General features: G+C 58.6%; 13 protein-coding genes. 9 read left to right on the top strand and 4 right to left on the bottom strand.

Annotated elements, in window-relative coordinates; all coding sequences use genetic code 11:
* Nucleotides 1-103: 103 nt before the first annotated feature.
* From AABO57_11400 to AABO57_11410, 3 genes are all read right to left on the bottom strand, one after another.
* A complete protein-coding gene (locus tag AABO57_11400; GenBank protein MEK6286337.1) occupies nucleotides 104-1,429 on the bottom strand; it encodes an MFS transporter in 1,326 nt (441 codons plus the stop codon).
* A 126-nt stretch (nucleotides 1,430-1,555) separates the two neighbouring features.
* A complete protein-coding gene (locus tag AABO57_11405) occupies nucleotides 1,556-1,690 on the bottom strand; it encodes a hypothetical protein (GenBank protein MEK6286338.1) in 135 nt (44 codons plus the stop codon).
* Between the two features lie 45 nt (nucleotides 1,691-1,735).
* Complete coding sequence (locus AABO57_11410; protein MEK6286339.1) at nucleotides 1,736-2,179, bottom strand: DUF5655 domain-containing protein; 444 nt, start codon at nucleotides 2,177-2,179, stop codon at nucleotides 1,736-1,738.
* Nucleotides 2,180-2,500: 321 nt separating this feature from the next.
* On the opposite strand from AABO57_11410, the gene AABO57_11415 reads away from it, so the two are divergent.
* The 5 genes from AABO57_11415 to AABO57_11435 all read left to right on the top strand — a co-directional run bounded on the left by AABO57_11415 (nucleotide 2,501) and on the right by AABO57_11435 (nucleotide 8,502).
* Nucleotides 2,501-3,274 (top strand): outer membrane lipoprotein-sorting protein, encoded by a 774-nt coding sequence (locus tag AABO57_11415; protein ID MEK6286340.1) that lies wholly within the window; start codon nucleotides 2,501-2,503, stop codon nucleotides 3,272-3,274.
* A gap of 140 nt (nucleotides 3,275-3,414) precedes the next feature.
* Entirely contained in the window at nucleotides 3,415-6,510 is a 3,096-nt protein-coding gene (locus AABO57_11420) for a glycosyl hydrolase (protein ID MEK6286341.1), read from the top strand.
* Between the two features lie 169 nt (nucleotides 6,511-6,679).
* Nucleotides 6,680-7,132 carry a thioredoxin TrxC gene (trxC, locus tag AABO57_11425; protein ID MEK6286342.1) on the top strand — a complete coding sequence of 151 codons (453 nt, stop codon included), beginning with the start codon at nucleotides 6,680-6,682 and terminating at the stop codon, nucleotides 7,130-7,132.
* Nucleotides 7,133-7,224: 92 nt separating this feature from the next.
* Nucleotides 7,225-7,854: a M15 family metallopeptidase gene (locus AABO57_11430; GenBank protein ID MEK6286343.1), complete on the top strand. Its 630-nt coding sequence runs from the start codon at nucleotides 7,225-7,227 to the stop codon at nucleotides 7,852-7,854.
* Nucleotides 7,855-7,947: 93 nt separating this feature from the next.
* Nucleotides 7,948-8,502: a DinB family protein gene (locus AABO57_11435; GenBank protein ID MEK6286344.1), complete on the top strand. Its 555-nt coding sequence runs from the start codon at nucleotides 7,948-7,950 to the stop codon at nucleotides 8,500-8,502.
* Nucleotides 8,503-8,707: 205 nt separating this feature from the next.
* Here AABO57_11435 and AABO57_11440 read toward each other — a convergent pair whose 3' ends face one another.
* Nucleotides 8,708-9,253, bottom strand: coding sequence for a carbonic anhydrase (locus AABO57_11440; protein MEK6286345.1), 546 nt, complete (start codon nucleotides 9,251-9,253; stop codon nucleotides 8,708-8,710).
* Nucleotides 9,254-9,563: 310 nt separating this feature from the next.
* On the opposite strand from AABO57_11440, the gene AABO57_11445 reads away from it, so the two are divergent.
* From AABO57_11445 to rmuC, 4 genes are all read left to right on the top strand, one after another.
* On the top strand, nucleotides 9,564-12,848 hold the full coding sequence (locus tag AABO57_11445; GenBank protein ID MEK6286346.1) for a PD-(D/E)XK nuclease family protein: 3,285 nt from the start codon (nucleotides 9,564-9,566) through the stop codon (nucleotides 12,846-12,848).
* Nucleotides 12,845-16,510, top strand: a complete 3,666-nt coding sequence (locus tag AABO57_11450) for a UvrD-helicase domain-containing protein (protein MEK6286347.1) — start codon at nucleotides 12,845-12,847, stop codon at nucleotides 16,508-16,510. The genes AABO57_11445 and AABO57_11450 overlap by 4 nt, the downstream gene beginning before the upstream one ends.
* A 28-nt stretch (nucleotides 16,511-16,538) precedes the next feature.
* Nucleotides 16,539-17,564 carry a ribonuclease H-like domain-containing protein gene (locus tag AABO57_11455; GenBank protein ID MEK6286348.1) on the top strand — a complete coding sequence of 342 codons (1,026 nt, stop codon included), beginning with the start codon at nucleotides 16,539-16,541 and terminating at the stop codon, nucleotides 17,562-17,564.
* 407 nt (nucleotides 17,565-17,971) lie between these two features.
* Nucleotides 17,972-19,456, top strand: a complete 1,485-nt coding sequence (gene rmuC / locus AABO57_11460; protein MEK6286349.1) for a DNA recombination protein RmuC — start codon at nucleotides 17,972-17,974, stop codon at nucleotides 19,454-19,456.
* The last annotated feature ends 18 nt before the right edge of the window (nucleotides 19,457-19,474 follow it).

The following is a 19,474-nucleotide window of genomic DNA, read 5'->3' on the forward strand; positions in this document are numbered from 1 at the left end:
TTCAGGGTTCAGAGTTCAAGCTTTAGCTTGCCGACCAATCGCAGCAACCTGAAGGTTGAACTCTGAACTCTGAACCCTGAACCCTGAACTCTGAACCCTAGTCTCAACGCGCGGATTCTTCGGCGCCTTGTACGATGGCGACCGCGCGTGGGGCGTGTCGAAGGGTGAGTATCAGGCCTGCCCCAATCATCGCAGAGAATGACAGGTATAACATTGCTCCCAAAAACGAATTGGTCCGGGTGTTGAGGTATCCGACAACGTACGGCCCGACGAATCCTCCAAGGTTTCCGATCGAGTTGATCAAGCCGATCGACGCGGCGGCTGCGGAACCGGTCAGAAAGGTCGTCGGCAGCGCCCAGAAGGAAGGGAAGAAGCTGTACAATCCGGCGGCTGCGATGCAGAACATGCTTACGGCCAGAGCCGTGTTGCTCTGAGTGAGCGCGCTTAGGAGCAGCCCCGCACCGGCGACCATCATTGGCGCCGCCGTGTGCCATCGTCTCTCGCCGCTGCGATCCGACGACCATCCTACAACCAACAACGCGATGAACCCGGCGAGATATGGCAATGCTGAGATCAGCGTGACGATTAAGTTCGGAAGCCCCGACAGGGCCTTGATGATGGCCGGCAGCCAGAAGTTGAAGCCGTACAGACTTGTCACGATAAAGAAGTAGGCAAGCGCGAGCAAGACGACTTCACGGTGCTTCAACGCTTGCAAGACTCCCAATGAGTGGGTCGCCGTCTTGAGCTCCTTTTCCTTTTCGAGTTCCTTTGTGATCCACTCTCGCTCGTCGGGTGCGAGCCACTTCGCCTGGTGCGGCCAGTCGGTCAAGTAAAAGAGCGTCACAATGCCGAGGATGATCGCCGGGGCGCCTTCAATGATGAACAGCCATCTCCAACCCGCCAGGCCAAACCAGTTCACGCCAAGAAGGAGCCCCGAGATCGGTGAGCCGATGAAGTTGGAAAGCGGCACGGCTGCCATAAACAACGCCACCGCTTTCGCTCTGTCCTGATAGCGAAACCAGTGGGTAAGGTAAACGATGATGCCCGGAAAGAATCCCGCTTCCGCCGCGCCGAGCCCGAGCCGCAGCCAGTAGAACTGCGTCGCCGAATTCATGAAACCCATCAGCACCGCGACGATTCCCCAGGTGATCATGATGCGCGCGATCCACTTTCGAGCGCTCCACAACTCAATGAGAATCGTTCCCGGGATCTCGAGCAGAAAATAACCGACGAAGAATATTCCCGCGCCGAACCCGAAGACGTCGGGTGTGAAGTTGAGATCCCTGGTCATCTCGAGATTGGCGTACGATATGTTGACGCGATCGATGTAGTTGATGATGTAGAGCAGGAATAAGTAGGGCAGGATGCGCCGCATTATTCGCTTACGGGCGCGATCGGCTGCGTCGGTTGAGGGAGCCAGGCTTACCATGTTGACGGCCTCACTTCGAAGCATGGATCGCAGCCAATGATCTGAGTGCCCGGTCGGACCAGACAACTTTCATTGAGACATTCCCAGCTTTTCACGGATCTCGTCGCTGGTCCAAACTCGACCTGCTTAGATGTCAGCAATTCCTTCCTCAATCAAGTGTCGCTCGAGCATCAGACGCGTGAGGTCTTCCCAGGTGGCATCGTCGGGTAACGACTCTATGAGCTTCAGGGCTTCTTCTTTAATGTGTGTGGTCTCCTGCATCGGTTCCTCCGCGCGGACCTTTTATCACAGGCTCAGTATCAGGTTTCACCGTTTCAGATGCTTCTGCCCGCCGACTTCATACGATTCACGCATCCAGCGTTGAACGTCCCGGTCGAGGTCGGCTTCGGAGTATACACGGAACGAGTGGCCGATAAAGTGGGGCGCGTACTTTTCTACCTTGAAGAATCTGGGGTCGTCATCGACTCTGGGGAGCGCGAGGGTGCAGAGCAGATGAGACTTGCGCGGATAGCATCCGCCGAATCGCACTCGCACTTGAAACACGACGCGGGTTTTTTGGGGAATCATGGTGACAGGCCCACATCTTCGAATCATTTCGGCGAACTTGTTGAAAAGCTGAAGCACATGAGGCTCACTGCGAGCGAAGAGGTCTTCTAGAGTGAACTTGCCACACGAATGCCACAGGTTCTTTGTGACGAATCGCTCGCCGCACTTCGGACACTGCCAGAGTGGTGGAAGCTCTGCTGGCATAGAGAAGATCTCCTCGGTATTCAGGCTGGTCAGAGTTCCCTTTTGAATGCCCGGTCTCATAGCGCAGTTCGGTCTAGAGGCCGAGCCAACCTGGAAATTCGCGCCCGATGTTACATTCTTGCTGTCGGGTGATCAAGTTAACCCAAGAGCCGACGACCTCACTGCGAGTCGCCCTTTCTCGCTCTCGCTGTAGTTGGTTCGCCTCTATTTCAAGGCGTATACTCTCCTCTCCGACACGGTCGTGCGAAACTAATTTCCATTCGAAGTCGTATTCGGAGCGCAACTTCATCCGATGAGACGGTCTTTTCAAAGGAGACTCCTATGATCCGAAGAGCACTCACTCTTATCCTTCCTTTCGCTTTTCTGTTCTGCGTGCAGGCATCGGCTCAAACCGTCGACGAGCTGATCAAGAAGAACCTCGACGCGAAGGGCGGCCTTCAAAAGCTCAAAGCCATCAAGAGCGTCAAAATAACGGGCAAGATCATCCAGCAGGGAATCGAGATCCCACTCGTCATTCAGCAAAAGCGGCCCCGTCTGGTTCGATTGGATGTGACCTTCCAGGGCAAGTCTCAGACTATGGCCTATGACGGCGAGAGCGGCTGGAAGACCAATCCGTTTCAGGGCTCCCCGGATCCCGAAAAGATCGCCGGCGATGATTTGAAAGAAGCTGAAGAGCAAGCCGACATCGACGGCGCGCTGGTCGACTACAAAGAGAAGGGCCACAAGGTCGAGCTTGTCGGCAAGGAGGATATGGAAGGCACCCCGGTCTACAAACTGAAGCTCACGCTCAAGAACGGTGACGTGCGCAACATCTATCTCGATGCCGAGAACTATCTCGAGCTGAAGGTCAATTTGAAGCGAAAGACGCCCGGCGGGGAGATTGAGGTGGATCAATACGTTGGAAACTACAAGCCGGTCAACGGAGTCTTGTTCCCCTTCTCGCTCGAGACCAAAGTCAAAGGGCAGACCGTCAGCCAGATCACTCTCGAAAAGATCGACCTTGATGTCGCTATTGACGATTCGATATTCAAGATGCCGGCCAAGCCCCCGGAGAAGCCGAAAACCGAAGAGAAGAAACCGCCGGTCCATGAGTAGCACCGCTTGTGCGAGGACAGATTAATTAACCGCTGATTTGCGCTGCCTGTCGGAACGCCGATCTTCGCCGATCTGCGAATATCAGCGGCACGGCAGTCAGCGAGAATCAGCGGTTCATTCGCAGCGAGAGGAAGACACCTATGCGCTCTCATTCATTCACCATAACTTCGTTGTTTGTTGTCCTCGCCGCTTCGCTAACGCTTAGCGTCGCCGCGCAGACCACGGTCAAACTCGATTCAAACAGCTTCGGCGCGATCGAGGCCCGGCACATCGGACCGGCAATCACTAGCGGCCGCATTGCCGCAATCGACGGAGTAGCAAGCGACCCGCGCATTCTCTACGCCGGCAGCGCCGGAGGCGGAGTGTGGAAGTCCATCAACGCGGGCACGACCTTCAAGCCGGTCTTCGACAAGTACACTCAATCCATCGGGGCGGTCACCGTCGATCAAGCTCACCCGGACACCGTGTGGGTCGGCACGGGTGAATCGTGGACCCGCAACAGCGTCTCCGTGGGGACGGGCGTGTACAAGACGACCGATGCGGGCGACACCTGGAAACTGATGGGGCTTGAAGACTCCGAGCGCATCGCGCGCATCGTGATCGATCCGAAGAACTCCGATGTAGTCTACGTCGCGGCGACCGGCCACCTGTGGAACAGCAACGAACAGCGAGGCGTCTTCAAAACCACCGACGGCGGTAAAACCTGGCAACGCATCCTGTACATCGACAAGGACACCGGCTGCTCGGATATCGCGATCGATCCACAGGAGCCCAACATAGTCTACGCGGGCATGTGGCAGTTTCGGCGAAAGCCCTACTTCTTCACGTCAGGCGGGCCGGGCAGCGGACTCCACAAGAGCACCGACGCCGGCAAGACCTGGAAGAAGCTGACTAAAGGTCTTCCCGAAGGTGAGCTTGGCCGTATCGCAATCGCGATCGCGCCCACTCGGCCGAATCTGGTCTACGCAATCGTCGAAGCCAAGAAGAGCGCGCTGTATCGTTCCGAAGACCTGGGCGAGACCTGGACCAAGGCAAGCTCATCAACCAGCGTGACCGGGCGGCCGTTCTACTTCGCGCGAATCCTCGTCGATCCGAAGGACTACAATCGGCTCTACAAACCTGATTTCAATGTAGGCGTGAGCACCGACGGCGGGCAATCGTTCACTCAACGCGGGGGGCGCGCTCACGGCGACTATCACACCATCTGGGTCAATCCGGTGGACACGTTTCAAGTATATGTCGGGACAGACGGCGGCGTGTACCAGTCCAACGACAAGGCGAACACTTTCAAGTTCCTGAGCAACATTCCTGTAGGCCAGTTCTATCACGCGAGCTTCGATATGGAGCAACCTTACAACGTGTACGGCGGGTTGCGGGATAACGGGTCGTGGATGGGACCCTCGCAGAGTCCGAACGGGGTTGAGAACAAAGACTGGCGCAACGTCGGGTTTGGTGACGGCTTTTTCGTCTGGCCCGATGCTATCGACAAGGACATCGTCTACAGCGAGTTTCAAGGCGGCAACGTTCTGCGCTTTCACAAATCAAGCGGCGAAGTGAAATGGATCAAGCCGCTGCCCAGGCAAGGCGAGCCGAAGTATCGCTTCAACTGGAACACAGCGCTGGGGCTGAGCCCGACTAACAAGAAGGTGATCTACATCGGCGCGCAGTTTCTGTTTCGCACTACGGACAGAGGCGAATCCTGGGAGCGCATCTCGAACGATCTGACGACCAACGATCCTGAGAAGCAGAAGCAGGAAGAGTCCGGCGGATTGTCGATCGACAACTCATCCGCCGAGAATCACTGCACTATCGTTGCAGTCGCGGAATCGCCGCTCGATGAAAAAGTGATTTGGGCCGGAACTGACGACGGAAATCTGCAACTCACGCGCGACGGCGGCAAGGCGTGGACCAACGTCGCCGGCAACATACCCGGCTTGCCTGCGAACACCTGGTGCACCAGCGTCGAGCCGAGCCGCTTCGATCGCGGGACCGCATACGCAACGTTCGATGGCCACCAGACCGGTGACATGAAAGCTTACGTCTTTAAGACCACCGACTTCGGCAAGACGTGGAAGCCGCTGGCGAGCGAGGCGATCAAGGGCTACGCGCACGTGGTTCGCGAAGATCGCGTCAACCGCGATCTGCTTTTCCTGGGAACCGAGTTCGGGTTGTTCGTTTCAATTGACGGCGGCGCGCAATGGGCGCAGTTCACCGGCAACCTGCCGCCGGTCGCCGTGCGCGACATTGCGATTCATCCGCGCGAGCACGATTTGATCCTCGCCACCCACGGCCGGGGCGTTCTGATCATCGACGACATCACCGCGCTTCGACAGATCAACGCGAAGATTCTGGAGTCGACTGCTTACGTACTGGACTCGCGTCCATCGCCGATCACGATTTCGGTCGGGGCGCAGAATTTTCCCGGCGATGGCGACTTCGTCGGGTCCAATCCACCGGAGGCGGCGACGATTACCTATTACCTGAAAGATCGTCACGTGTTTGGCGACATGAAGATCGAAATCTACAACGCCGAAAGCAAACTCATGACGACTCTTCCCGCGGGCAAGCGCAGAGGAATCAACCGCGTTCAGTGGTTCATGCGCCAGAAGCCGCCGAAGGTTCCGCCTTCGCCGAACCTCGCCGGGCCCTCGTTGACCGGACCGATGGTGCCCGAAGGCGTGTACACCGTTAAGCTCATCAAGGACAAGGAGACTTTCACCGGGCAGGTCAAAGTCGTTGCTGATCCGAAGTCTACGCATTCAGCGGCCGATCGCGCGCTTCAACAGCAAACAGTTTGGAAGCTGTACGGCATGCAGGAGCGGCTTGCCTTCGTCGATGATGTCGTAACCGATGCGCGAGACAAGACGAAGGACCGAGCCAAGAAGCTCGATAGCGGTGACGCGGTTGCGAAGGATCTCGAAACTTTCGCCGACAAGCTGGACGCGCTGCACAAGACGCTGGTGGCAACGAAGGAAGGCACGATCACCGGCGAGGAGCAGTTACGCGAGCGAATAGTCGAGCTCTACGGCTGGGTGACCCAGTTTGGCGGCCGTCCGACGCAATCGTTGCTGGATCGGATTCCGGTGCTCGAAAAAGAAATCAACGACGCGAACGCGGCGTTCGAAGCGATCATCGGGAAAGAGCTTGCGGGGGTGAACACGAAGCTCTCGAGTAAGAAGCTTGATCCGATCAAGGTGATGACGAAAGAAGAGTACGACAAGAAGCAGGAAAAGTAGCCCTGGGAGCGCAGCCCTGGGAGCGCAGCCCTGGGAGCGCAGGCATCCCTGCCTGCCTCCTCTAGCGCAACGCCAAGCAGGCAGGGATACCTGCGCTCCCAGGGTCAGTAGTTGCTCGGAAGGGTTCGCGCCGTGGTCGGAGTACTTGGATGTCGGTTAGACTGTACCTATGAGCACACCAACTGAAGCAAGAGTCACTACGTGTCCCTCGTGCGGCGCGAACAACCGAGTTCCTGCTGAAAAGCTTCGCGAGGGTCTTGAACCTGTTTGCGGCCAATGCAAGAGTCCGCTTCCTGTCTCGGCTCATCCTATGACAGTGACCGATGCGAATTTCGCGGAAGAAGTCGAGCGTTCGCCGCTGCCAGTGCTGCTGGACATGTGGGCTCCGTGGTGCGGGCCTTGCAGAATGATCGCACCGATAGTCGAGCAACTCGCGAGCGAGCTTGCGGGCCGCGTGAAGGTAGCCAAGCTCAACGCCGACGAGAACCCGATGACCGCGTCGCGCTTCAACGTTCGCAGCATTCCGACGCTGCTGGTGTTGAAGGATGGGCAAGAGGTCGATCGACTGGTCGGCGCGTTTCCGAAGCAAGAGATTCTGCGCAGAGTGCAGGCGGTGATTTGAGTAGTGAATGCAGGACCACCCATAGGCATTTAGCTAGCGGAGGAATCCGTTTGAATCACTCAGGCAGAACTCGGCTGGCATTTCTTCTAGCGCTGCTAGCGATCGCACCAACTGTCTTCGCTCAGGAGCCGCCGAGGGAAACCGGTACCTTTCGAAAGCCGGATCTTGTCGAGCTGATCAAACTCGATCGCACCATCAAGCTCGATATTCGATACGCAACTTCAAACAACTTCCTCGGACGGCCGGTATACAAAGAAGCTCGCGCGTTTCTTCAGCGGCCTGCCGCCGAAGCGCTCGTTCGAGTGAACAAGGCGCTGCGAATAAAAGGCTACGGGTTGATCATCCATGATGGCTACCGGCCGTGGTCGGTGACCAATATCTTCTGGGACGCGACACCCGCGGACAAGAAAGAATTCGTGGCGGATCCGAGTCAAGGCTCGCGTCACAATCGAGGCTGCGCGGTTGATCTCTCCCTCTTTGACTTGAAGACCGGCAAAGTAGTCGTGATGCCTTCCGGGTATGATGAGATGACCGAACGATCTCACATCAACTACACTGGCGGGACCGATGAGCAACGTCGATTGCGCGACATTCTGCGCGCTGCGATGGAAGCGGAAGGCTTCGCGGTGTACGAGCCCGAGTGGTGGCACTACGACTACAAGGATTGGAAAGAGTACCCGATTCTGAACATCAGTTTCTCGGAAATCCGGAGGCAGAAGTGAGCGGGTCCTAGCGCCGCCATTATTCTTTTCGACGTCTTCGGCTGCGCGGTAACCTGTGAGCGTCGAACCTCTGTCAGATAAAAGGGAGAGCTTATGCCTTTGTCAAAGAAGCTTCAGGAAGTCGTCGATAGGATCTCGCACAACAGAGAGAAACTGCTTCAGTCGGTTTCCGGTTTGAGCGACACGCAGCTCAATCACAAAGCAGAGGAAACCGCGTGGTCGGTCAGCGACGTCCTCAATCACGTTTCGCTGACCGATGAAGCCAATGCAAAGCTCACCTCAAACATGCTCAAGCGAGCGCGTGCGAGCAGCCTGCCGCCCGATCCTTCGCCCGAAGCCTCAGTGATCCATTCGATGGACGACATATTCGCGCGAATGAACACTGCGAAGTTTCAAGCGCCCGAATTTGTCGCGCCTCATTCGCACTCACCCGTGGATGAATCGCTGGCCAGGCTCAACGCTTCTCGCGAGAGAATGCTGGCGAATGTGGAACAGCTCGACGGATATAATCTGAGCGAGCTCACTTATCCGCACCCGTTCGCCGGAGACCTGAACACTTACCAATGGGTTTTGATGGCGGGCGCGCACGAGTTCAGACACGCCGAGCAGATCGATAGAATGAAATCGCAGCCCGGTTTTCCGGAGTGAGATCGAGGGGGACGGTGAGGTTCAGAGTTCAACCTTTAGGTTGCTTCCAACAGGTTGCTCTTCGAAAACAGCAAGCTAAAGCTTGAACTCTGAACGCTACGGGCGCGGCGTCACTTGCAGGTTCTGGTTGTCCAGCGTGAACCCGACAAACCCGATCATCATTTCTTCCCAGGTCTGCGGCCCCCAGCGAACGGCCTTCGCCGGATCAGTTGGTCATCCGAGCCGGCGAAAGGTTTATCTTCCCGCTGGCGAGACGATAGACTCCGGTTGCGATTCGCAGCTCTTTCTTTTCAACCAGTTCCTTTATGATGTCGCTCTGATCCAAAACGCTCTTGGTTTGAACCGCAACATTCTCATCGACAGCGAACGGGAGAATGTCTTTTGCGTCCGGATGCTTGCGCCGGGCGATAGCCACAGCGGGCTTGATCTTCTCGATGATGGCTTCGATGCCCGGAGAGAATTTGCCACCATCGACAGTTGCTTTCACCGCCCCACAGGACTCGTGCCCGAGCACAAAGAGCAGCTTCGAGTGAAGGTGCTCGGCTGCGTACTCGATGCTCCCGAGCGTGACCGGGTCAACGACGTTTCCGGCGACGCGAACGACGAAAAGCTTGCCGAGCGATTCATCAAAGACGATCTCAGGCGGAACGCGCGAGTCCGAGCAACTAAGAACGATCGCATATGGATGTTGTCCCTTTGTCAGCTCGGCTCGCTCGCGCTTGTAGTTTGCGTGGCTGTGCTTGCCCTTCACGAACCGCGTTTCCGTCCATCAGGCGCGCCAATAAATCTGCCTTCGACGTGGAAGACTTCTCTGATGACGCGGGGAGAGATAGCGGCCCGAGAAACAACAGGGCCGCGGCGACGAGACAGTATCCGAGTCCGAGTTTGAGAGACGGACATTGCTCGATTCTTTGCATGGTGAACCTCCGAGGATGGCTGCCATCCTATCGGCGTGGGTGCGGAATGCAACACGAGGTAGCATCGGCTTCGGCCTATGCAACGCCCTCCGGAGGTCTCATTGAAGAAACATGCTGCCGACATCATAATCAAGGTTCACGCAAATGCAAGAGCCCCAAAGATCAAGTTTGATCATCTCGCGCGACTCGGCGACGCGACTATCAGCCGCCGCCGAGTGGCTCAATAGCTATTCTCTCGATGCAGAGATCCTGATCGTCTCTCCGACGCGAGAAGCCGGCGACGAATTCGTCCGCAATGCGGCGTTATCGTCAGGGGCTCGCTTCGGACTCCAGCGGCTTACGCTCGACCGGCTTGCTGCCAGCCTCGCCGCGCCGGTACTCGCTCTGCGAGGCCTGGCGCCGACGACAAGCCTATCGCTCGAAGCCCTCACCGCGCGCGCGATTCACTTGCTTGTGTCAGACGGAGCGCTTTCGTACTTCGCTCCGGTGGCGAAGCGGCCGGGGTTTCCACGCGCGGTCTCGCGTACGCTGGATGAGCTTCGAATGAACAAGGTAGACATCGAAGCGATTCGTCGATTGCCGCGCGGCGGGCCGGATCTGGCCGCACTTGCCGAAAGCGTCGAACGCGAGCTTGCGTCGGCGAAGCTTGCCGATCGCTCCGCAATGTTCGAAGCCGCGACCCAAGCCGCAACAAGCGCGCTCCGTCCTTATCCGATAGGTCTGTCCTTGCTGATGCTCGATCTCTCGGTTGCTACCACTCGCGAAGCGGCCTTGCTTGAAGCGCTCGCCCAAACCGCGCCCCGCGTGCTCGCGATAGCAGCTCGAGGCGACACGCGAACGATCGCGAAGCTTCAGCCTGCAATGGGCTGTGAAGCCGAGGAAATCAGAGAGGGCGAACCAGCAAGCTCGCTCGCGACATTGAAGGCGCATCTGTTCGAAGACTCAAAGCCGGAGGAGTCGGAGCTGGACGAAAGCGTCACGCTCAGCTCGTCGCCTGGCGAAGCGCGCGAATGCGTCGAGATCGCCCGCCGAATTCAAGCAGAAGCCGGGCGCGAAATCCCATTTGATCGAATCGCGGTCTTTCTGCGTTCAGCCGGCGAGTACCGTCCGCACCTCGTAGAAGCTCTCCGGCGCGCAGCGATTCCCGCCTATTTCGCGAGAGGCACGACCCGGCCCGATCCCGCCGGGCGCGCGTTGCTCGCGCTGCTCGCGTGTAGAGCCGAGGACTTTTCCGCTCGCCGCTTCGCCGAGTACACCTCGCTCTCACAGGTGCCGGATCGCGAAGCTGCGCGCGACCCGGAAGCCGGCTGGACGCCGCCGCCGAACGAGCTTCTGCCGCGGGGGCTCGAACCTGAACCTTCCAGTGATACCGAGTCAGAGGCGGAACCGTTGCCGGTCGATCTCGAAAACACGGCTGAGATTGGAGGCTCGCTTCGCGCGCCATGGCGGTGGGAGCGATTGCTTGTTGACTCCTCGGTAATCGGCGGAAAAGAGCGATGGAGGAAGAGGATCGAAGGGCTCGAAGCTGAATTGCGATTGAGACGGCAGGAATTGATCGACGAAGGAGAAGAGACGCGCGCTGCGGGGCTTGATCGTCAGATTCGTGACATCGAACATCTTCGCGAGTTCGCGCTTCCGTTGATTGATGAGCTGGCGGCGTTACCTGATCGCGCGACCTGGGCAGAATGGTTGACTCATCTTCGCAAGCTTGCGCGGGCCGCGCTCCGAAATCCCGAGGGGGTGCTGGAGACGTTGGCCGAGCTTGAACCAATGTCGCCGGTCGGTCCGGTTGATCTCTACGAGGTTCAGATCGTTCTTGCGCCGCGTCTGCGCGAGCTGTCGGTTCCTCCGCCTCGCCGGCGCTACGGCGCGGTCTTCATCGGTTCAACCGACGCCGCGCGCGGAATGAGCTTCGATGTGGTGTTCGTGCCGGGGCTCGCCGAGAAGCTTTTCCCGCGAAAGCTGATCGAGGATCCGATACTTCTCGATGAGCAGCGCCGTCACATCGACGAGTGCGATTTGATGACTCAAAAAGATCGCGGGGACGCCGAGCGCCTCGCGCTGAGGCTGGCAGTGGGAGCCGCTTGCGAGCGAGTTCATCTGTCTTACCCGCGCATCGACGTTCAGCAAGCTCGCCCGCGCGTGCCTTCATTCTACGGACTCGAGGCTCTTCGCGCGGCGGAGGGTTATCTTCCCGGGTTCGACAAACTCGTATCGCGGGCGGAGTCGAGCGCGAGCGGGCGGCTCGGCTGGCCGGCGCCCACCGACCCACGGGTTGCGATCGACGAGGCGGAGTATGACCTGGCGCTTCTGGCGCCGCTGATTGGCGCCGACCCCGAGACAGTAGCGGGCACAGCCCACTATCTGCTCTCGACTAATCGTCATCTCGCGCGCGCATTGCGCGCTCGTTCAAGACGCTGGCTCAAGCGATGGACTCCGAGCGACGGACTTGTAGAACCGGATGATCTGGCTCGCGAAGCGCTCGCCGCCCATCAGCTCTCAGCGCGTTCGTTCTCGCCCACGGCGCTTCAGAACTACGCGGCCTGCCCGTATCGGTTTTTTCTTCAAGCCGTGCATCGGCTGCAGCCTCGCGAAGAACCGGCTGCCATCGAAGTGATCGATCCGCTCACGCGCGGGTCGCTGTTTCACAAGGTGCAGTACGAGGTGTTGACGATGCTGCGTGAGGCCGGGCTTTTGCCTCTCAATCCAGCGACGCGCGAGCGGGCTATCGCCCTGGTCGATGATGTGCTCAACCGGGTAGCATCGAGCTTTGAAGACAAGCTGGCGCCGGCGATCCCGCGTGTCTGGGAAGACGGCATCAACTCGATTCGCGCTGATCTGCGCGAGTGGCTTCGACGAGCTTCGGAGGCAGACGACGGATGGGTGCCTTACAAATTCGAGCTGTCGTTCGGGCTGGCCGATCGCGGCCGTGAAGACGAAGACCCGGCAAGCGTCGCCGACCCGGTGGCGGTCACCGGCGATTTGAAACTGCGAGGGTCTATCGACCTGGTCGAACGCCATGTCAGCGGCAAGCTTCGCGCGACCGATCACAAAACAGGCAAGGCGCGAGCGCGCGATGGAGTAGTCGTTGGCGGAGGCCAGCACTTGCAGCCGGTGCTTTACGCGCTGGCCTGCGAGAGGCTGCTCGAGGCGCCGGTCGAATCAGGGCGGCTTTATTACTGCACCAGCGCCGGCGGCTTCACGGCCGTCGAAGTTCCTCTCGATGACTTCAGCCGTGGCACTGCTGGAATAGTAATCGAAACGATCGGGCGGGCGCTTGCAGAAGGCTTTCTTCCGGCGGCCCCAGCACGAGGCGCCTGCGATTGGTGCGACTATCGCGCCGCGTGCGGGCCTCTCGAATACATCCGAACATCGCGCAAGCCGGGCGACTTGCTGTTCGAGCTCAAGCGTCTGAGGGAGCTGCCGTGACGAAGCCTCACAAAGCGGCGCTCGCCGATCAAGCTGCGCGGGATCGGATTCGCAACGACTTCGACACAACTCTTGTCGTCGAGGCGGCAGCAGGCACGGGCAAGACCAGCGAGCTGGTTGGCCGCATCGTCGCGGGCATCAAGTCAGGCCGCGTCAAGCTCAATAAAATCGTCGCCGTCACCTTCACTGATGCCGCCGCCGGCGAGTTGAAGCTCCGTCTGCGAGACGCGATCGAACAACATCGCCAAGACCCGCAGTGTCCGGCTGAAGCTCGGGAGCTTCTTAAGGACTCGCTGCCGCAGCTTGAAGAAGCCCGCATCGGCACTATTCATTCCTTCTGCGCCGATCTGCTGCGCGAGCGTCCGGTCGAAGCCGGCATAGATCCTCTGTTCGATGTAGCCCCGGAAGACACTGCGCGGCCGCTATTCGAACTTGCATTCGATCGCTGGTTCGAACAGCAGCTTGCAAATCCCGGCGAAGCCGTTCGGCGCATTCTGAGAAGACGCCCACGCCGCGAATACCGTAGAGATCTTCCCGGCATTCTCGCGCGCCGCCCGCGCGATGCGGGTCCCAAGCGCGCGCTTCGTGGCGCCGCGAGAGAGTTGATCGAGCGCCGCGATTTTCCGGCTCAGTGGCGGCGCAATCCCGAGTTCGATCTGGAAGCGGCGATTGATGGGTTGATCGCCGAAATGACCTCGCTTGCCCAGTGGGCGGACTCCGGCAGCGCAAACGACTACTTCTTGAAGTCGCTCAAAGAAATCAAGGTGTTCATCGAAGAGGTGAATCGCGTTGAAGAGGTTGCCGGCCGCGACTACGACGGACTTGAAGCAACGCTCACCGAGATGAATCGCGGCAAGCACTGGAAGTGGGTCGGCTATGCGTCGAGCAAGATCAGCTATCCGAGAGACGAGTTGATCGCGCGGCGCAACGCGGTCAAAGAGAGCTTGCAGGGTTTCGTCGATCAGGCTGGAGCCGACCTCGCTCCTCGACTGCGAGACGAGCTGTGGCCGGTGATTGAAGAATATGAAAGATTGAAAGAGCGCGCGGGCTGTTTGGACTTTTTGGATCTGTTGCTTCGCTCGCGCGACCTTGTAAAAGAGAACGCCTCGGTGCGAGCCGAGCTGCAACAACGCTTCACTTACATTTTCGTGGATGAGTTTCAGGACACCGACCCGCTTCAAGCTGAGTTGCTGATGCTGTTGTCGGCAGACGATCCGAACGAAAAAGACTGGCGTCGCGTCCGTCCGGTTGCGGGCAAGCTGTTCATAGTCGGCGATCCGAAGCAGTCGATCTATCGTTTCCGCCGCGCGGATGTCGCGCTGTATGAACAGGTGAAACGCCAGATCAAGACCACCGGCGGAGACCTTCTCGAGTTGAACGTCAGTTTCAGGTCTGTGCCCGCTATTCAACAAGCGGTGAACGCCGCGTTCTCACGAGTCATGGGCGCCACTCCCAGTCCGGCTCCTGGGGCCGGTTTGAAGGCAGGCTCGACGCAGGCTCGCTACGTGCCGCTCGCGCCTCACAGGTCCGGCGTTGATTCTCAACCGGCGATCGTTGCGTTGCCGGTGCCCGCCCCTTACGGCGATTACGGCAAGGTGGTCGAGTGGAAGATCGAAGAATCATTGCCCGGCGCGGTAGCGGCTTTCGTCGACTGGCTTGTGCGCGAAAGCGGTTGGACCATCACTGAGCGCGAGCATCCTGACGTGCAGGTACCCATCCGGCCTCGTCACGTGTGTTTGTTGTTCCGCCGATTCCGCAGCTTCATGACCGACGTCACCCGGCCGTACGTTCGCGCGCTCGAAGCCAGACGTCTGCCTCATCTGCTTGTCGGAGGAAGCTCTTTCCATTCGCGCGAAGAAGTCGAAGCGATCCGCAATGCGCTTGCCGCCATCGAGCGGCCCGACGACGAGCTTGCGCTGTTTGCGACTCTTAAGGGCCCGCTGTTCGCGATCAGCGATGCGCAGCTCCTGGCTTATCGATCCAGGTTTGCGACTTTGCATCCGTTCAAGCAAGTGCCCGAGGACTTGCCCGAGTCTCTGGTCGAAGTCGTCGACGCGCTTGCCGTATTGCGAGAGCTTCACCTGGGGCGCAATCGACGGCCTGTTGCGGACACCATCGGGCGATTGCTTGCGACGACGCGAGCGCACGCCGGATTTGCGAACTGGGCGACCGGGGAACAGGCGCTGGCAAACGTGACTCGGCTGATGGATATGGCCAGGCGAGCCGAGCAGGGCGGTCTGATCTCGTTCCGCGCGTTTGTCGACTGGCTCGACGATCAGGCCGAGAACGGTGAAGCAGGCGATGCGCCGATCATTGAAGAAGGAGCGGAAGGCGTTCGCATAATGACCGTTCACAAAGCGAAGGGACTCGAGTTCCCGGTCGTCGTGCTAGCCGATATGACTGCGAAAGAAGCGCGCGAGCCTTCGCGTTGGACCGACACCGAAGCCGGTCTGTGCGTGATGAGGCTTGCAGGCTGCTTGCCGCCCGAGCTTCAAGAACATGCCGGCGACGAGCTGCAGCTCGAACGCGAAGAGGCCGCGCGAGTGCTGTACGTTGCCGCGACTCGCGCGCGCGATCTTCTGGTTGTCACCGCAGTGGGCGACGAGCGTCGCGAAGGCTGGCTCAGCGTTCTTGATCCCGCGATCTATCCGCCTGCGAAGGAGAGCTTCAAACCCGAGACTAATCATCCGCCGGGCTGTCCGGAGTTCGGCGCGGACAACGTGGCGTTTCGTCCGAAGAACGGTCTGCGCAAACCAGGATCGGTGACGCCGGGCTTGCACAAACCGGAAGCAGGGGAGCACAGCGTTGCGTGGTGGGACCCGTCGGTGCTCGAGTTGAACAGGCAGGATGAAATCGGCGCGAGGCTGAACAAGCTGCTCGCGGCTGATGAAGAAGGCAAGCGCTCAGAGCAAGGCATTCGCGATCACTCGGAGTGGCAAGAGAACCGCACTCGCGTTCGTGATCGGGCCAGCGCGCCGAGCGTGAGGGTCGTAACGGCGACCGAGCACGCAAAGGGAGAAGAGCAAAGGGCGAAGAGCGAAGAGCAAAACGCTGCGGCGATGTCTCATACACCGGTGCAAGCTGACCCGCCAGTTGGACAGTTAGACTTGTTCGCCGCCCCACCGCCGCCTTCTTCGCGATCCGGAGTAACCGTCGACAGCGGCGCGATCCCCGACGTAGCTGTTGAATCGGCCGGCATCGACTTCTCGCGCCCGCATGGCAAACGCTTCGGGACTCTCGTTCACGCGGTGCTGTCTCTGGTAGATCTGAACGCGGATGCCGCAGGCGTGCAAGCGGCTGCGGAACTTCAAGGCCGATTGTTGGGCGCGGGCGCTGAAGAAATCAACGCCGCAAAAGAGACGGTCACGCGCGCGTTGGCTCATCCGCTTCTGCGACGCGCCGCCGCGGCCTCGCTTGCGGGTCGCTGCAGACGCGAGAGTCCGATAGCAATCAAACTCGAAGACGGGATGCTGGTTGAAGGAATCGTTGATCTGGCGTTTATCGATGAAACCGATCCCGGCATGTGGATCGTGGTGGATTTTAAAACCGACTTCGAGATTGGAGGAAGGCTTGAGGAATATCGCGAACAGATCGCGCTTTACAGCGAGGCAATTGCACGGGCAACCAAGCAGCGGGCCACCGGCGTGCTGCTAAGGTTATAGTCACTTCAGCTTGCTATCGAGCAAACGAATGAAAGGCAACATCTCAATTGCTGAACTGAAAGCCGGAGAGGAAATCTGGCTCGCTGTTGCCGTGACCTCGGCTCGCGAGATCAGACCGCAACAAGGTAGGCCTTTCTTGCTCGCCAGTGCCCGAAACGCAAGCGGAACCATCGCGCTGAAAATACCAACCGAGATTCTCAAGTCAACACCGAAGCCAGGGTTGTGGGGAATCGTTGGCCGCCTCGAGACATTTCAGAATCAGCCGCAGTTCGTAGTCTCGGAACTCAGACCAATCACCGTCGACAAGTATCGAGAGCTGCAGAACGCTGAACCTCTCTTACCGCGGGCGTTCACGCTCGACATCGAAACCATCCCGGTTCCCGCTTTCAAAGAAAGAGCAGCCACTCGCCTGGAGCGCGCAATGCAACGCGGAAAGATGAGCGAGGAACAACACCAGAGATACTTCGAGGACCAGGCCGCCGAAGAAGAGCGCGCTTACAGATCGGGCTCGCTCGCGGCTACATCCGGGCGAGTGTTGTCTATAGCCATGCACATTGGGCCCATCGGCGGCGTCGAAATAGAAGGCGTCGAGCAGAGCGAAAGCGAACACGTGTTTGGCATCGACGCCGACGGACAAGAACAAAGCGAACAACAAACGCTGACGGATTTTATCGCGCTGATGCGGAGCTTCGACGCTGACATCGATGAACTTGTCGGCCATAACATCATCGGCTTCGATCTCCCGTTCATTTTTCAACGCTGTTTGGTCAACGGGATCGCTGTTCGGCCGTTCGTTAATCTTGCGGAGTTCAACGTGCGAGGCGTCTACGACACGATGCATCGCTGGTGGTTGGGCTCGAAGAACCGAGTTGCACTCGACGACATAGCCTGGGCGCTTGGAATTCCATCGAGCAAGACGGATGAAGTCGAGGGAAGCCGAGTGTTCGAGTTGTATCAAGCAGAAAGGCTCACCGAGATTCGCGAATACAACCTGAACGACGTGCGTGTGACGCGCAAGGTTTATGAGCGAATGGTGTCTGGCTTCGGAAGGTAACTGACAAACTGGGTTCCACCTAACAGACTCTGCCAGGGATATGCCCTAGTACCCAGCGGCCAACTCCTGGTGGATCAATCCAGAGCATCGAACCAAGTTCCGTGTCGGCTGGATAAGGATGATAAAGAAGGCCATTCGCCGTTTCGCGAACGGCGATACCCAACCTCGTCAGCGACTGTGTGAAAAGGCGAACGAATCCCCAAACCGGAAGGTTGGGGGATTGCGAGGATTGCCGCCTGACACTCAAGCCTCAAGATGTGTTTGTCGCACTCAAGCTCCTCGGATACGATTCGTAGCTGAGATGATCGTGTACGGTTCTTGCCAAAGTTGATGCCGCATACTATTCAAGTATCGTGAGTCCCGGCAGGCCGTGAGGCCCCGATCGTTTAGAGCAAGGCGAGGTGGAATTGGATCAAACCGTTTTTCTGTTACTGATGTTAGCGATTGGACTTGCGCTCGGCGGCGTAGCCGTGTGGTTCGCGCTTCGACCGCGATTAAGGCACGAGTACGACCGCGCCAGAAGCGAATCCGAAACAGAACGCGCAACGCTGGTCGAGCGGCTTCAGGGCAGGCACGATCAGACGCGCAAGCTCGAAGCTGACCTCGGCGAGTTGAACTCGAAGCTGTCGGAGTTTCAGAACGAAACCGCCAGCCTGCTTGCGCGGATTAGCTCGCTTGAAGCCCAGCTCGAAGCCGAACGCAAAGCCGCTACCGAAAAGCTTGGACTGCTTGAAGACGCTCAAGGCAAACTGTCCGATGCCTTCAAGGCACTGTCAGCCGACGCGCTCAACACGAACAGTCAGAACTTTCTCAGCCTCGCCAGAGAGACACTGGGTCATTTTCAAGAAGCCGCCAAGGGGGACCTCGACACTCGTCAGAAAGCCATAGGCGAACTGGTTCAGCCGCTAAAGGAATCGCTGGACAAAGTCGATTCAAAGATCCGCGAGCTCGAGTCAACACGTGCGTCGGCTTATTCGTCGCTTACCGAGCAAGTAAAGTCTCTCGCCACAACTCAGACGCAACTGCAAAGCGAAACAGCAAACCTCGTCAAGGCGCTGCGCTCCCCAACCGTTCGTGGTCGATGGGGTGAGATTCAACTCAAGCGAGTGGTCGAGATCGCCGGCATGGTCGAATACTGCGACTTTGATGAGCAGCCCAATGTCCAGGGTGAGGATGGCAGGCTGCGCCCGGACATGATCATTCGTCTGCCCAACGAAAGAAGAATCGTGGTTGACTCGAAGGCGCCGCTGCAAGCCTATCTCGAAGCGCTTGAAGCGCCGGACGATGAAAGCCGAGTTGCAAAGCTGAAGGATCACGCGCGGCAGATCAGAACGCATCTGACGAAGCTCGGCGGCAAAGCTTACTGGGAGCAGCTTCCGTCGACTCCGGAGTTCGTGTTTATGTTTCTGCCCGGCGAAACATTTTTCAGCGCGGCCTTGGAGCAAGACCCGGGCCTGATTGAATTCGGCGTCGAGCAACGGGTGATCGTCGCCACCCCAACAACGCTCATCGCTCTGCTAAAGGCCGTCTCGTATGGCTGGCGACAAGAGCAGATGGCTGAGAACGCTCAGACAATCAGCAGACTCGGACGGCAATTGTACGAGCGGCTAAAAACTCTCGCCGAGCATTTCTCCGACGTGCGCAAGGGTTTGGACCGCGCGGTCGACTCCTACAATAAGGCTGTGGGGTCGTTTGAAGGGCGAGTGCTCGTCACCGCGCGGCGCTTCAAGGAGCTTGGCGCGACGACCGGCGAAGACATCGAGCCGCTCGAGATAGTCGACCGCTCGACGCGCTTGTTGGACATGGGAGAGACGGGGCTTATTCCGGGATTGCTTGAAGGCGAGGATTCGGACGAGGAAGAGACAGCATTGAAAATGAAGATTGAGAATTGAAAATTGAAAATTGAGAAA

The organism is Acidobacteriota bacterium (genome assembly GCA_038040445.1).
Classification (GTDB): Bacteria; Acidobacteriota; Blastocatellia; order UBA7656; family UBA7656; genus Onstottus_A; species Onstottus_A frigus.